The organism is Ensifer sp. ZNC0028 (assembly GCF_000799055.1).
Lineage (GTDB): Bacteria > Pseudomonadota > Alphaproteobacteria > Rhizobiales > Rhizobiaceae > Ensifer.
In genome coordinates this window covers 1-13,791 of sequence record NZ_JTLA01000135.1, presented here as the reverse complement: position 1 = coordinate 13,791, position 13,791 = coordinate 1, and the positions used below count along the sequence as shown (strand labels likewise).

17 protein-coding genes and 1 riboswitch are annotated in these 13,791 nt (G+C 64.3%); of the genes, 9 read left to right on the top strand and 8 right to left on the bottom strand.

Going from position 1 to position 13,791, the window contains the following annotated elements:
* Positions 1-28: 28 nt before the first annotated feature.
* Both L981_RS28600 and L981_RS28595 read right to left on the bottom strand, forming a co-directional pair.
* Complete coding sequence (locus L981_RS28600) at positions 29-379, bottom strand: VOC family protein (protein ID WP_043624601.1); 351 nt, start codon at positions 377-379, stop codon at positions 29-31.
* A 122-nt stretch (positions 380-501) separates the two neighbouring features.
* Complete coding sequence (locus tag L981_RS28595; protein WP_043624598.1) at positions 502-1,098, bottom strand: TetR/AcrR family transcriptional regulator; 597 nt, start codon at positions 1,096-1,098, stop codon at positions 502-504.
* 83 nt (positions 1,099-1,181) lie between these two features.
* Between L981_RS28595 and L981_RS28590 the strand changes: the two genes are divergently transcribed.
* The 3 genes from L981_RS28590 to L981_RS28580 are packed head-to-tail and all read left to right on the top strand — an operon-like array spanning position 1,182 to position 2,973.
* Entirely contained in the window at positions 1,182-1,997 is an 816-nt protein-coding gene (locus L981_RS28590) for a crotonase/enoyl-CoA hydratase family protein (protein WP_043624595.1), read from the top strand.
* A 50-nt stretch (positions 1,998-2,047) separates the two neighbouring features.
* Positions 2,048-2,410: a helix-turn-helix transcriptional regulator gene (locus L981_RS28585; protein WP_043624592.1), complete on the top strand. Its 363-nt coding sequence runs from the start codon at positions 2,048-2,050 to the stop codon at positions 2,408-2,410.
* The gene (locus L981_RS28580; protein WP_043624590.1) at positions 2,407-2,973 is read left to right on the top strand and encodes an SRPBCC family protein; all 567 of its coding nucleotides are present in this window, start codon (positions 2,407-2,409) and stop codon (positions 2,971-2,973) included. The genes L981_RS28585 and L981_RS28580 overlap by 4 nt, the downstream gene beginning before the upstream one ends.
* 69 nt (positions 2,974-3,042) lie before the next feature.
* Here the strand turns inward: L981_RS28580 and L981_RS28575 are convergent, their stop codons facing one another.
* A complete protein-coding gene (locus L981_RS28575; protein ID WP_043624587.1) occupies positions 3,043-3,522 on the bottom strand; it encodes a DUF1772 domain-containing protein in 480 nt (159 codons plus the stop codon).
* Positions 3,519-4,349, bottom strand: a complete 831-nt coding sequence (locus L981_RS28570; protein WP_043624584.1) for an NAD(P)H-binding protein — start codon at positions 4,347-4,349, stop codon at positions 3,519-3,521. The genes L981_RS28575 and L981_RS28570 overlap by 4 nt, the downstream gene beginning before the upstream one ends.
* A gap of 104 nt (positions 4,350-4,453) precedes the next feature.
* Between L981_RS28570 and L981_RS28565 the strand changes: the two genes are divergently transcribed.
* The 3 genes from L981_RS28565 (at position 4,454) to L981_RS28555 (ending at position 6,619) form a co-directional block, all read left to right on the top strand.
* Positions 4,454-5,146 carry a TetR/AcrR family transcriptional regulator gene (locus tag L981_RS28565; RefSeq protein WP_052202074.1) on the top strand — a complete coding sequence of 231 codons (693 nt, stop codon included), beginning with the start codon at positions 4,454-4,456 and terminating at the stop codon, positions 5,144-5,146.
* Positions 5,145-5,407: riboswitch (cobalamin riboswitch) on the top strand. It overlaps the preceding gene by 2 nt.
* Positions 5,408-5,447: 40 nt before the next feature.
* Positions 5,448-5,624 carry a CbtB-domain containing protein gene (locus L981_RS28560; RefSeq protein ID WP_034791966.1) on the top strand — a complete coding sequence of 59 codons (177 nt, stop codon included), beginning with the start codon at positions 5,448-5,450 and terminating at the stop codon, positions 5,622-5,624.
* A gap of 197 nt (positions 5,625-5,821) precedes the next feature.
* Complete coding sequence (locus L981_RS28555; protein ID WP_043624581.1) at positions 5,822-6,619, top strand: CbtA family protein; 798 nt, start codon at positions 5,822-5,824, stop codon at positions 6,617-6,619.
* 38 nt (positions 6,620-6,657) lie between these two features.
* On the opposite strand, the gene L981_RS28550 is transcribed toward L981_RS28555, so the two are convergent.
* Together L981_RS28550 and L981_RS28545 are read right to left on the bottom strand one after the other, a co-directional pair.
* Complete coding sequence (locus L981_RS28550; RefSeq protein WP_156134272.1) at positions 6,658-7,512, bottom strand: ferric iron reductase; 855 nt, start codon at positions 7,510-7,512, stop codon at positions 6,658-6,660.
* 48 nt (positions 7,513-7,560) lie between these two features.
* Positions 7,561-8,877, bottom strand: coding sequence for a glucoamylase family protein (locus L981_RS28545; protein ID WP_043624578.1), 1,317 nt, complete (start codon positions 8,875-8,877; stop codon positions 7,561-7,563).
* Positions 8,878-9,024: 147 nt separating this feature from the next.
* Here L981_RS28545 and L981_RS28540 point away from each other — a divergent pair, with 147 nt between their 5' ends.
* The 3 genes from L981_RS28540 to L981_RS28530 all read left to right on the top strand — a co-directional run bounded on the left by L981_RS28540 (position 9,025) and on the right by L981_RS28530 (position 11,173).
* The gene (locus L981_RS28540) at positions 9,025-9,819 is read left to right on the top strand and encodes a DUF1194 domain-containing protein (protein WP_043624576.1); all 795 of its coding nucleotides are present in this window, start codon (positions 9,025-9,027) and stop codon (positions 9,817-9,819) included.
* Positions 9,820-9,932: 113 nt separating this feature from the next.
* The gene (locus L981_RS28535; RefSeq protein ID WP_043624573.1) at positions 9,933-10,655 is read left to right on the top strand and encodes a GntR family transcriptional regulator; all 723 of its coding nucleotides are present in this window, start codon (positions 9,933-9,935) and stop codon (positions 10,653-10,655) included.
* 278 nt (positions 10,656-10,933) lie between these two features.
* Complete coding sequence (locus L981_RS28530; protein WP_034791960.1) at positions 10,934-11,173, top strand: DUF982 domain-containing protein; 240 nt, start codon at positions 10,934-10,936, stop codon at positions 11,171-11,173.
* Positions 11,174-11,327: 154 nt separating this feature from the next.
* On the opposite strand, the gene L981_RS28525 is transcribed toward L981_RS28530, so the two are convergent.
* Both L981_RS28525 and L981_RS28520 read right to left on the bottom strand, forming a co-directional pair.
* Positions 11,328-12,344, bottom strand: a complete 1,017-nt coding sequence (locus tag L981_RS28525) for a glycoside hydrolase family 26 protein (protein ID WP_052202073.1) — start codon at positions 12,342-12,344, stop codon at positions 11,328-11,330.
* A 188-nt stretch (positions 12,345-12,532) separates the two neighbouring features.
* Positions 12,533-12,886, bottom strand: coding sequence for a hypothetical protein (locus tag L981_RS28520; RefSeq protein WP_043624570.1), 354 nt, complete (start codon positions 12,884-12,886; stop codon positions 12,533-12,535).
* Positions 12,887-13,791: the final 905 nt, after the last annotated feature.

Below are 13,791 nucleotides of genomic sequence, written 5' to 3'. Positions count from 1 at the left end.
ACCGCTGCGCACTTTTCCTGGAATTGGTTTAGTGCGCCAGGATGTTGACGATATTGCCGAATGGGTCGCGCATATAGAAACGGCGCACGCCCCAGGGCTCGTTGGTGATGTCGTAGACGATCTCGACGCCGGCGGCCCTGGCGCGTTGATAGGCCCGGTCGACGTCGTCGACCTCGATCGAAAGCACCGGCACCGGCGTATCGTTGCCGCCCTCGCTGGCGATGCTCACCTGCGGCATCGCGGCCTTGCCCTCGGCGGCAAAGGTCAGGATCCAGCCATGGTCCATCACCACGTCCAGTTCCAAAAGGTCACCGTAGAAGGCGCGCGCCACCTGCGGGTCCGGGGCGTAGAGGTTTGAGACGATACGCTTGACGGTCATGCATTTCCTCCTCCGGTGAGCCGCAACGCGGCCACATCGGCGCTCAATGGTTGTTCGGCTCCTGGCACTGCATCCTATACTGCCCGCCGATGGCAGCCGTTTGAAGCGGAAGTTGCAGCGCGTCAGGATCCCTCCCCGTCCGCGCCGGCAAGCGCGACCCGCACCAGCGTCGCCGCCGCCTTGCCCGCCATCTCCATGTAGCTCGCGTCCCGGTGCAGCAGCACCACGGCGAAACTGCCGTCAAGCAGCAGCAGGATCTGCTTCGCCAGCATGGCAGGCTCGGCAGTGCCGGCTTCGGCAAAGGTCTCGGCCATCCAGGCCTCGAACTTCTTCTTGTGGGCCGCACCGATGCGGATCGCCGGGTGGCCCGGCATGTTGGCAAGTTCGGCAGAGGTGCGCAGGAAGCCGCAACCCTTCCACTTCGGATGGCGCGCCGCCCGCGCCAGGTTGACGAAGATCGCCTCGACCCTGTCGGCAAGGTCCCCGTCGCCCGCGTCGAACCACTTGCGAAAGAGTTTCAGATTGGGCTGGTCGCGGCTCTCGAGGTAGGCGGCGATCAGCGCGTCCTTGCTGTCGAAATGATAGTAGAGCGTGCGCTTGGTCACGCCCGCCGCCTCCGCCACCGCATCGACGCTGACCGCACGGATGCCCTCGGCATAGAACAGCTTCTCCGCCGCTGCGACGATCACGTCCCGGGTCGACTTCTCTGCTTTCGTCATCTCTTAAGTATACCGACTAGTGAATATACATCCTATCTTCCCTCACCTAGCCTCTCCTCGTCAACACCTGCCGGAGAGCAACAATGTCGAACACCGTGCTGCTGCAGATTTCCGAGGGTATCGCCCTCCTCACTCTCAACCGCCCGCAGAAACTCAACGCGCTGAACTACGAGCTGATCGACCGGCTCATGGGCCTTCTCGACGAGATCGAGGTGAACCATGCCGTAAGCGCGGTGATCATCACCGGCGCCGGCGAGCGGGCCTTTTCCGCCGGCGGTGATATTCATGAGTTCTCGGACAGCGTCGCCAAGGGCGTGAATCCGGCCGTGCGCGATTTCGTCCGTCGCGGTCAGGGCCTGACGGCGCGGCTCGAGGCCTTCCCGAAACCGATCATCGCCGCCGTCAACGGGCTTGCCTATGGCGGCGGCTGCGAGATCACCGAGGCCGTGCATCTGGCGATTGCCAGCGACCGGGCGCGCTTTGCCAAGCCGGAGATCAAGCTCGGCATGCCGCCGACCTTCGGCGGCACCCAGCGACTGCCGCGGCTTGCCGGCCGCAAACGCGCGCTGGAACTGCTTTTGACCGGCGAGGATTTCCCGGCCGATCGCGCGCTGGAGTTGGGGCTCGTCAACCGCGTCGTCCCGCATGACGAACTGATCGCGTCCGCCCGTGACCTGGCAAAGCGCATCATGGCGCACTCACCACTCGCCGTCCGCTCGATCATCACTGCCGTCACCCGCGGCCTCAACATGTCGATCGCCGAGGGATTGCAGGTCGAGAGCGAGCAGTTTGCCCAGATGGTGCCGACCGACGACCTTGCCGATGCGCTTGCCGCCTGGAAGGGACGGCGCATCCACGACGACCCGCCGCGGCCCGGTCTTTTTTCGCGATATTTTTAAATTCAACCGAACGGTTGACAATTAGGTACATCGAGACGATATTCAACAATATGGTTGAATATCAGAACGCACATCTCGATGCCGTGTTTCACGCGCTTTCGGACCCGACGCGGCGCGCCATGCTCCAGGACCTCTCGCAGGGCGAAAGACTGGTGGGAGAGCTTGCGGCGCCGTTCTCGATCTCGCTGGCCGCGGCATCGAAGCACATCAAGGTGCTGGAAGGAGCAGGTCTGGTGCGCCGCGAAGTGAAAGGTCGCACGCATGTGTGCCGGCTCGATGCCGCGCCGATGCATGCAGGCATGGAGTGGATGCGCCACTACGAAGCCTTCTGGCGCGCCCGCATCGACGTACTCGAGGCGCTGCTTCTCGCCGAAGACGCCACCAACCAACCTGATCCGGAGGATAAGCCATGACTTCGTCTGCCACAGCCTTTGCCGGCGCCGATTACGGCCGTGTCGTCGCACCGGACGCGGTGCGCATCGAGCGCCTGCTTCCCGGCCCGATCGAGCGGGTCTGGTCCTATCTGACGGAGGAGAGCAAGCGCCGCCTCTGGATGGCGTCCGGAACGATCGGGTCGAAGGAAGGGGCCGAGGTCGAGCACGTCTTCCGCCACTCGGAACTGACAGCGGAAGACGACCGGCCACCGCAGAAATATGCCGAGCACGCCGGCGAGGTGCGCAATTACGGTCACGTGCTCGCCTGGGAGCCGCCTCGGCTGCTGGCCTACACCTGGAACGAAGAGACCGGCACGCCCTCGGAGGTCCATTTCGAACTCAGCCCCCGCGGCGACAAGGTGCTGCTCGTCGTCACCCACAAGCGCATCGCCGACCGCGCCATCATGACCAGCTTCTCCGCCGGCTGGCACGTGCATCTCGACATTCTGCGCGCGCTGCTGGAAGGCGAAAAGCCGGCGGCCTTCTGGAGCAAGTTTGCCGATCTTGAAGCGCAATACGACGCGCGTATTCCCAAGCCCTGACGGCGGGATGGGTTCAGAGGTCAGGACGCGCGCAGGCGCCGGCAAGGATCCACTTGCCGGCGCTTTTCGTCAGGCACGGGCGAAACCGAGAATGAAGAACGCCAGCGCGCCGATCGACGCGAAGCTGCGCACGTGGTTCCACCAGACCCAGTCGGTCAGATAGCGCTCACGCCAGAGATCGGTCGCCGCCTGGCCGGGCGCTGCGGCGGCGAGCGCATCGTTCATCGGCACGTTGAAGACGATGGTCACCAGCAGCACGCCGACGACATAGGCGACACCGCCGGCGGCAAGCCACCACCGGCCCTCGCCGCCCGAGAGGAAGGCGACGACGATGAGCGCCAGGGCGAGCAGCGCCGTGCCCATGAAGGCGCTGAGGAAGATCGGGTTCTGGATCACGACATTGATCGCATTCATCGCAGCGATCCCCTGCTCCGGCGGCAGCCGCGACAGGGCCTGCATGATGCAGACCGAGAAGATGAAGAACAGTCCGGCCATCAGGCCGGAGCCGATCGCGGCGGCAAACGCCAGAGCGGGGATCAGGGGGATCATGCGGCAAGACTCCATACACCGGTTGCTGCGGTTTCCCGAGCGTAGGCTGCAAAGTCACGCGGACGCCGCCCAAGCACATGCTCGACATCGGACGTCAGGTTTGAATTGCGCCCGTCGAGCACCGAGGTGAAGAGATAGCGGATGAGTTCGACATAGTCATCAGGCACGCCGTCGGCCTGCAAGTGCGCCGCGAAGTCGGCAATCGGGATGGCCTGATAGGAGATCGGGCGGTTGGCTGCCGCGGCAATTTCGGCCACGGCGTCGGCAAAGGTCATCAGCCGCGGGCCGGTCAGCGAATAGACCTTGCCGATATGGCGGTCGTCGAGAAGCGCTTCGACAGCGACGTCGGCAATGTCGTCGCAGCTGATGAAAGGCTCGGTCACCGTGTCCACGGGCAGGAAGACGGAACCGCTCAAGACACCCTCGGCGAGGAAGCCTTCGTCGAAATTCTCGAAGAACCAGCTGCCCCGGATGACCGTCCAGTCGGCGCCGGAGGCCTGCAACGCGCGCTCTGCCGCTTCCGCCTCGTCCTCGCCACGCCCCGACAGCAGCACCAGCCGCTTGACGCCGGCGCTGACCGCAAGGCTCGAGAACTTGGCGATCACCTCGACGGAGCCCGGCACCGCCAGATCCGGCTGGAAGCAGACATAGATGCGATCGACGTTTTCAAGGACCGGCGCCCAGGTCGTCTCTTCCGTCCAATCGAAGGAAGGCGACGCCGAACGGGCACCGATGCGCACCGCGACGCCCTGCTCCCGAAGGCGCTCGGCCACCCGCCGCCCCGTCTTGCCGGTACCGCCCAAAACCAGTGTGACTTTCTGAGACATCGTTTCCTCCTGAGGTTCCACCAACAAACATGAGTATCTCTCACATTTGCAAATGTGATAAATCCTCGTATTTTAGGAGTCAAGTCAAAATGTGAGCATTACTCATGATTCCAGATGCAAGCCCCGCCACGCTTCCCGCCGACGACGAGCCTGCGCTGCGCCGGACACCGAGCCAGAAGCGCAGTCGCGAGCGCGTCGAGCAGATCCTTGCCTGCGCGACGGCGCTCATCCAGGAAAAGGGCAGCGACGCCATGCGCATGAGCGAAGTCGCTGAAAAGGCTGGGATTTCAATCGGCTCTCTGTACCAGTACTTCCCCGACAAGGCCGCGATCGTGCGCACGCTTGCCGAGCGCTACAATGCGGTCTGCAACGAGTGCATCGCGGCCGAACTGGCCAAGGTGACCTCGATCGCCGAGTTGCGCGACGCCTTCTCGCTTTTGTTTGACATCTATTACGAGATGTTCCTCGCCGAGCCGGTCATGCGCGACATCTGGTCGGCGATGCAGGCCGACAAGGCGCTGCGCGAAATCGACCTTGCGCAAAGCCGCGCCGGCGGAAAGCTGCTTGCCGATGTGTGGGCCCGGCTTGTGCCGGCGACGCCGCGCGAGGAAATCGACAGCGCCGCCTTCCTGATCATGCACCTCGGCGACTGCACCATGCGGCTTGCGGTCTCGGTCGACCGGGCCGAGGGCGACCAGATCGTCGAGGCCTACAAGCGCATGACCATCAAGGATTTTGTCGCGGATGGACCGCGCCGCGGCGCAGGCTCAATTGACAACTCCATGACAGAATCCTAATCATCTGGGATCGATTGGTTCCCGGGACGCGAACGCGTTTCGGGAGTAAACGGGAACGTGACGGATGGACCCACTCTGGGCATTCAAATCACGGCCGACCCCGCGACTGTAGAGCGACGTCGATCTGCCATTCCGGAGCGATCCGGAAGAAGCCACTGGAAAGGCCGCGAGAGGGCGGCCGAACTGGGAAGGCGAGGCAGACCGGGGGCATCGAGCCCAACGCCGTGAGCCAGGAAACCTGCCACTCGATGCGGGCATAGGGCCCAACCGGGAATTTCCCGATGCCATCACGGAGGTTGTCATGGCTACGTCTACCATTTCGAGCACCCCGCTCTCCCTCAGCGATCGTCTGACCGCTGGCGTCATCGCGCTCTTCATCGGCGCATTCCTCGTCTTCGGCGCCGGCCTTGCCAATTCGGCCGTGCTGCACGACACGGCGCACGACACCCGCCACTCCTACGGCTTCCCCTGCCACTGACCGATGCCTCGGAACGTCAACAACGTTCCGCATCGAACAATCTGCGGACCTGAACGCATCCGGCCCGCGCCGGATGTCGGCTTGTGTGCATCCCGGTTTTTCCGGCGTGCGAAAGCCATCCGCAGCACAGGCAAAATGGGAAGACTCAAGGACCACGCCGCAGCGCGTGGCTTTTGTCGTTATCGAGGGATTTCAAGATGATTGTCAGAACGCTTCTGGCCGCGATCGTGGCTGGATTGATTGCCGGTGTCTTCATGACCGGCGCCCAGGAATTGCGCGTCACGCCGCTGATCCTGCATGCGGAAGAATTCGAAGGCGAGGCTCCGGCCCCCACCGAACAGCCCGCGGCCCAGCCGGGTGCGGCACAGCCCGCCGCGGAAAACCACGACCAGCATTCGTCGCTCAAGGCCGTGTCGCCGCTTAGCGCCTTGCTCGACGCATTGTCGCCGATCACGCCCGCCTATGCCCATGAGGGCGAGCACGAGGAAGGCGGCATCATGTTCGGCATGAGCCGCTTCTCCGGCACGCTGATCGCGAACCTCGTCACCGGTTCCGGCTTCGGCCTGCTGCTCGCCGGCGTCAGCCTGGTGATCGGCTATCCGATCACGCTTCGGAACGGCGCGCTCTGGGGCGCCTGCGGCTGGCTTGCCGTGCACATGCTGCCGGCGATCGGCCTGCCGCCGGAACTGCCTGGCTTTCCGGCCGCCGAACTCGGCGACCGCCAGACCTGGTGGCTCGCAACGGTGGCGCTTTCGGCCGTCGGCCTTTATCTCGTCGTCCTGCGCGAGGAGATCGTCTCCAAGGTCGCGGGCCTCGTGCTGATCGCAGCGCCCCATGTCTACGGTGCGCCGCAGCCGCTCGACATCACCAGCAACGTTCCGGCCGTGCTCGGCGCAGAGTTTGCGGTGGCCGCACTCGCCACTACGCTCGCCTTCTGGATCGTGCTCGGCGTCGTCTCCGGCTTCATCAACGAGCGCTTCGTCAAGGCACAGTGATCGGCGATCACGGATCGTCACCAAAGCGACGGCGGGGTTCAGGCCCCGCCGTTTTGCATGAGATGCGCCGCCAGCCGCGCACGGCGATCTTCCGGCTCCAGCAGGACGCAGGTGTCGCAGAAGCTACCGCCCTCCGTCTTGAAATAGAGACAGCAGCCGCAGCGGATCCGATACTGGCGCGAAATGTGTTCACCACTTGCCGGATGGACAGCCGAAATCTGCTCGTAGCAAAGCTCATCAGAATAAAACCGCGAGCCGGGCCGCTTGACGATCGCCAGCGCCTCGGCCATGCCGCGCGCCTCATCCCCGATCGCGCGGCCGATTTCGAGGAACGCGCCGGCAAGGGCATCCGCCGCGAGCCGCCACTGCGCCCCGCTCGAGAGCCCTGTCCGTGCCTTGAGAACTGCAATGACGGGCGCCAGATGAGCGATGAAGCCCTGTTCGAAAGCGCTGACGCCCTCCTCTCCACCCTTGCGCCCCATCGCCGGCGGCTGGAGGCGAAAATGATAGCGTTTGCCCGCGACTTCGGCACCACGGTGAAGCCGCGCCCAATCCTCGAAACGAATGCCGGCGACCTCCGGCTGCAGCCCGGCGCCGAGATGGAACGCGCCGAGGACCACGCTCAACTGACGGCTATAAAAGGCGATCAGATGCGCCGCGCGGATCCGGTCGGTCATCCCGACCCCGAAGAAATCCTGATAGGCGAGCCCCTCCTCAAGGCCAGCGCTGCCCGCAGCCCAGAAGTCGCCCGGCGCGCTGAATTCGCTGGCCGCCGGCCCGAGCGAGACGGCAGCCTCCGGAAACTGGGCACGCAGACGGTCAGCCACGGCCAGCGCCTGCAGCGCAAATGCCGCCGCGATCTCCGCTGTCGGCTGGTGGTCGTTCAAGCGCATGCCGTCTCCGTCGCCCATTCTCATCCTCAGGTGCCGGATGCGGGCGGATTACCCGCGTGCGACATCCCTCTCCTGCAGCCAGCCGCCGTCAAAGCCCGCCCTCTCAAGGCCGCGGCGGATCGCCGGTATGCTGCGCATCAGCGCCCAGACAAGGCCGCTTCGCCAGTTCTCGATCATCATGACAACGAGGCCCTGGTCAAGACCGACGACCCGCGCATCGATCCAGCCCTCCGGCCCGCCGCCATCAAGGCTTGGGTTGAAGCCGCCGGGAAAGCGCCCCTCGTTCAGAAGTTCCGGATAACTCTTCGCCATATGCACGAGGGAGGCCTGCGCCGCCTCCGGCTCGAACGGCAGGCAAGCAAGCGGCGCCCAGGGCACGAGCGTGCCATCATCAGGGCCGTAGGGCGCGCCGCGGTTCACATAGCCGAAAAGCCGCTGCTGGCGCCCATCGCGAAGCCGCAGCCGGCCGCGTGGCGCATGGCAGGCGCTGAGGCCCCACAGGTGCTCGCCATATCCGGCGAAGTGTCCGGGATTGGAGCGCGCATGGTCCCGCTGCAACTGGATGGCGCGCCGGGAATTTTCGAAATAGTCCGTTCCCCGCTCCCGCATCGGCCGGTCGGCCAGCCCACGCAGATCGAGCCAGGCCTGCGGGAAGAGATGGATGAAGAGCGGCGCTGCATGCAGGTGCGGCCGGCCCTCGACGGGGATCCAATCATGACCCTCGGCATAGGCCGCATAATGCTCCGGTTCGATCGCATGTTCGGGCGCGCCGAGTGCCAGCACATAGAGCAGCAGCGCTTCGCTATAGCCCCGCCAGCGATGTTTCAAAAACCGCCCCGGCGGCCGCCAGCCCATCGTCAGCGTATCGCCGCGATTGAGCGCCCAGCGCCAATCGACCCGAGCATAGAGCCGGTCGGCAAGCTCGCGGATCTCGCCTTCGACCGCGTCGTTCCGACAGAAATAGGCGGAAGCGGTCAGGACGCCGGCGATCAACAGCGCCGTATCGACCGTTGAAAGCTCGCTCTGCCAGGCGCGCTCGCCGGTCCGCATGTCGAGGAAGTGGTAGTAGAAGCCGCGATAGCCGGTCGCCTGCCGGTGGCGGGACTGCGGGCTTTGGGCAAGGAAGCGCAGGGTCGCCACCACGCGCCGCGCCGCATCGCCGCGCGAAAGCCAGCCGCGCTCGACGCCGACCGGATAGCAGGAAAGGCCGAAGCCGGTCGCGGCGATACTCGCTGGCGCGCCCGGCAACGCGGTGTCGGCGATCAGCCCAGTGACCGGATCGGAATGTTCGAGGAAATAGCCGAACGCCGCCTGCTGCAATCGATCGATCTGAAATCGCTCGGTATTTTCGCTTCGCTGCTGCATCCCGCCTTTCCCGGTCGGCATCCGGGCTCATGCATGACCCGGAAAAATCACTCTTTAGTGAAGGCCAACTACACCCAAACGGTCGCCGAAATCCAATCTTGTGTTACAGTCTTCTAATCTGACCGCGCGCAATGACTGGTTGAAGCGATGTTGAGCGTGTTGGCGTTACTCCTTTCATTGAGTGGTGGCCCGAGCCCATCGACCGCCGAGGCGGCGAATGTCGACGTCGAACTGATCCTGGCGGTCGACATGTCCGGCTCGATGGATCTCGACGAGGCCCGCATCCAGCGGGCCGGCTATGTCGAGGCGTTGCGGCACCGCGACTTTCTCGATGCCGTCGAAAGCGGTCAGCTCGGCCGCATCGCGATCGGTTATTTCGAATGGGCTGGAACGGTGAACGAATCCTCCGTCGTCGCCTGGCGGGTGATCGACACCGCCGCCGACGCGGATGCCTTCGCCAAGCTGATCGAGCAGCGCCCGGTCGGCACGCGGCGCGGCACCTCGATCTCCAACGCCATTACCTACGGCACCGCACTGATCGATTCCAACGCGTACAGCGGCGTGCGGCGGGTCATCGACATCTCCGGCGACGGGCCCAACAACATCGGCCCGCCGGTGCTTCCGGCCCGCGAGACCGCGATCGCGCGCGGCATCACCATCAACGGGCTCGCGATCCTCATCCGCCCGTCGGTTTCCACCGGCCCGCTCGACCAGTATTATGCCGAATGTGTCATCGGCGGCCCCGGCTCCTTCGTGCTGCCGGTGCACGAGCCCGAAGATTTCTCCATCGCGATCCGCCAGAAACTGGTGCTCGAAGTCAGCGGTCTGCAACCGCCGCCGACGATACGCTATGTCGATGCCTTCCCGGCCCCCGACTGCCTGGTCGGCGAGAAACTGCGGCCCGGCTTCCTCGACCGCGTCTATCCGGAACTCGACAAGTAGCCTCGCCCGACCTGAGGATCATGCGCAATCCCACGCAACCTTTGCGCGTCAGATTGTCGTTTCCCTTCGCCTCGTCCGACGATAAGATAGCGCGTTGCTTCGCGGATCGATTCATGTCCTTGACCACCACGCCCCATCAGGCCGAACTGGCCACCGACCCGACCACCGACATCGGCAGTCAGCATATCCGCGATACGTTGCGCGATGCGATCGTCGAGCGGCGGCTTGCGCCTGGCACCAAGCTTTCGGAAAGCGACGTCGGCGAACTCTTCAATGTCAGCCGCACCCTGGTGCGCGCCGCTCTGCAGGCTTTGTCCTATGAAGGACTCGTCAACGTCGAGAAGAACCGCGGTGCTTTCGTCGCCCACCCGTCCATTGACGAGGCGCGCCAGATCTTTGCGACCCGCCGGCTGATCGAGCCCGGTGTCGTGCGCGCCGCCGCCGCCCGGATCGGCAAGGCGGAGGTGTCAGAACTCAGGCGCATGCTGGCTGCCGAGCGGCAACTGACCGAACAGCGCGGCCAATCGGCCCGTCGTGCGGAGATCAAGGCATCGGGCGATTTCCACCTGGCGCTTGCCGACCTCTCCGGCAACGCGATCCTGCGCCGCTTCATGGATGAGCTGGTCGCCCGCTCCTCGCTGGTCATCGCACTCTACGGACAATCGACCGTTTCGAGCTGCGGCCACAGCGAACACGACGAGATCGTCAACGCCATCGAACGCGGCGACATCGACGCGGCCGCACGGCTGATGGTCCACCACATCGACCATATCGAAGCCGACCTCGACCTGCGCGTTCTGAAATCGACCGACCTGAAGGCTGCGCTGGAACTCTGATGCCGCTTGTGCCCTAGTGGTCCCGGTAGGCGGCCACAACCTGCGCCGGGCGCGGATTTTCGAAACCTTTCAACACCGGTCCGAACTCCACGGCGCTTTCCTGCCGCACGTCCCTTCGTCCGCCACCGACGAAGATGCGCCCGCGAAAAGATCCCGCTTGCAAAGCCGAAGAGACGCTGCCTGCCGTCAGCACGGACAAAAATCGATCGGCAACGTGGAACCATCCCGTCGCTCTCGCGTTGCCCTCTCGCTCGAAAAGACTGTGAACGAGGAATACAATGAGCGAGAAACTCTTTCCCACTCCCATCCCCCTGAAACTATCGGCAAGACGGCAGACCGTGGTCAGAACGGTGTTCGAGGCCGTGGAACTGCTCCGGCAATGGCCGGGCCGTCGTGGACGGGAATATCGCGCAGCCCTCAGGCGCTGCCTGGATGCGCTGGATGGATTGACGAGTACGGACCGGGCGAGCCGCTGCTTTGCTGCCGCCGCCCGGGAATCGGGCCTGTTGCTGGCCTGATCCGGCGACCAGGATGATCCGGAACCACAAGCTTGGTCCGGTACATCAAGGGCTCGGAGTTTGAAGCTTCACGATGCGCCGAAGGACGATCGGCGCGTCGCCCCAACCGAAGACGCCTCTGCTGCGATCAGCAAGATTTAAAGTCGCGCGGCGATCAATCGCCGAGTTCGGCCGCTTCCTTCGGTCCGCGGTCGGCAAGCGCCTTGAGCGCCGCCTTGTCGAGCCGCCAGTCCGGCGCGCCGTAACCGAGCGGCCACTTGTACGGCTCCTTGTCGTTGAAGAAGACGACGGTTGTCAGAAGCGGGAAGGCCTGGCGGTAGGTCTGCTGATCCAGGATTTCGGCATACCATGCGCGCCTGTAGTCGGCCGAGCCGGAGACCCCGAGTTCGGCGACGATCACGGGCTTGCCGTAACGCGAAACGCGCTGGTACTTTTCCTTGAGCGCTTCGACGAAACGCCGTTCGCGCCCCCAGTAATCGATATCCATTTTCTGCAGGCCCCAGACCGGGATGCCGACGACGTCGACGACATCGTCGCCCGGATAGTAGGCCGCGAGATTGCGATGGCCCTTCGGCGACCAGACGTAGCGGGCGGCCGGCGCCAGCTCGCGGCACTTGCTGACGAAGTAGCGGAACGCCGTCTTGTAGCCTTCGCTGTCGCGCCGCGCCCAGGGATAGCGCTCGCCGGGCTCTTCCATCTCATGGCCCCAGCGAATGTAGACCCGCCCGCCGAAATCGGCGGCGCGCGTACAAATTTCGGCGATCTCGCGATCGAAGCGGCCCTTGCCGATATCGGCAAACAGGCGGTTGCCACCGGCGCGCCAGTCGGCGGCGTGGGTATAGGGCTCGACCGACAGCATCAGCGCCCGCCCCTGTCGCGCCGCGTTCGCGAATTTCCGCTTCAGCTGCGCCCGATCCGGTTTCTGCCAGTAGACGAAGACATGCTCGAGCGTCAGCGCGTCGCTGTCTGCGACCGCGTCATGCGGATCGTAGACACCGATTTCCACCGTGCGCGCTTCCCGCCCTCTTGCCTCAGGCGTGATGGCGGCGGTCGTCATCGATCGGTCGATACCGTCGATGGCATCCTGCGCGCAGGCCGGCGTGGCCCCGGCAACCGCCAGAAGCGCCAGCGCACCAGCGCCGAGGACCGATCTTGGTAATGCAATAGGCAACGATATTCTCCGGCGGGCCACATGTCGCACCGCATGAAATCAGACATGGCTTGCTGCGCGCTGGAAACCTGTGCGACCGCGAGGCCGTGGGCATCATGCCCGGATGGCGAAAAGGCCGGCCGCTACGGCTGTCGACCGCCACAGTGTCCATGATCGGTTGCGCCCGGCTTACCGAACGCGAAAGGCCGTTAGAGCGATGCTCTCAGGAAGCAGTGCGACGTACGCCCGAAGCCGCTCGGCGAGCAGATATAGGGCGCGCGGCCGAGATAGGCGGTCGTGCGCCTGCGCGTCGGCGCCGGCTCGACGATATCCTCGTCCGCCTCGGCGACTTTCAGATCCTTCGCTTCCTTGCGAACCTTGATCGCCGGGCTCGCATAGGCGCTCGAATGGCCCGAAGCAAACAGCGGCGTTTCGCTGATGACCGTCGACGAGCAGCCGGCGGACAGAAGCAGGAGGCTGAGAACTGATGTTGTCGGTACGAGAAACTTGAAACCCGAAACGGCGGTGCGGCTTGCGCCGGCACATGCGGATTTGATTCGCATAAACGTCCTTTCGAATAGCGGTCCAGCCGCCCGGGGCTTCCATAGGGCGAAACGGCGGCGATCTTCAACCCCCTCCTTCATTATTCATTGCTTAAATTAAAAATTCCTTTCGCGGCGTTTTCCGCCATGGTTGTGCCGGCCACTTTCGCCATGCGCTGACGGACGCCGGTGCCTCACGGACAACAGGCGCACAGCATCGGCGTGGGCTATCAGCGAAACAATTTCGGAAAAGCAAAGGCTTGCCGAGGCGGCCGCATCGCGCCATCGGCGAACGGTGATCCGTCTCTGCCGCTTCCGCACCACCACGCCCGGTGGCAATCTCCGGCTGACGCCACGGCTGATACCCCCTGAGAAAAAAATCGACCTCGCCGCCGGTTCGTCACCGAAATCCGCAGCACGGCCGGTGCGCCGGAACGAAGGATTTCCCTCACTCCCATTTTTAGCTATCGCGCATTTACAGATCCTTGACCTCTGATGGCCACCTTGGAGCGAGGCGCAACATGTTTGAGCGTATGCGCCCACTCCAAAACTGCCCGCCTCCTGCGGGCATTTTTTTGTGGCCCTCCGCCCCAAGCGCATCGCCGACCGGCATTGCCCGAGACCTCCCCCTTCTCCTGCGCGCGCCGCAGACGCTCGGCGCCCGCAATCGTCCCACGGGTTGAGAACTTTTCAAGGTCCGCCCCCTGACCCCGACGGCCAGGAAGCCGCGATCGCTTCGCGCCTGCGTGTTTACCACACTGCGAAAGTCCCATTGCGCGAATTTAAGGAGTTGTTAATAATAAAAAGGGGAGAGCGAGGGGCAATCCAAATTGGATCAGGGCACGGGTACCGACATCGTCGGAGCCGCCGGCATCGCTGGCGCGCGCATAACCATCATCGTTTCCGCACTCGGCGCTGGCGGCACC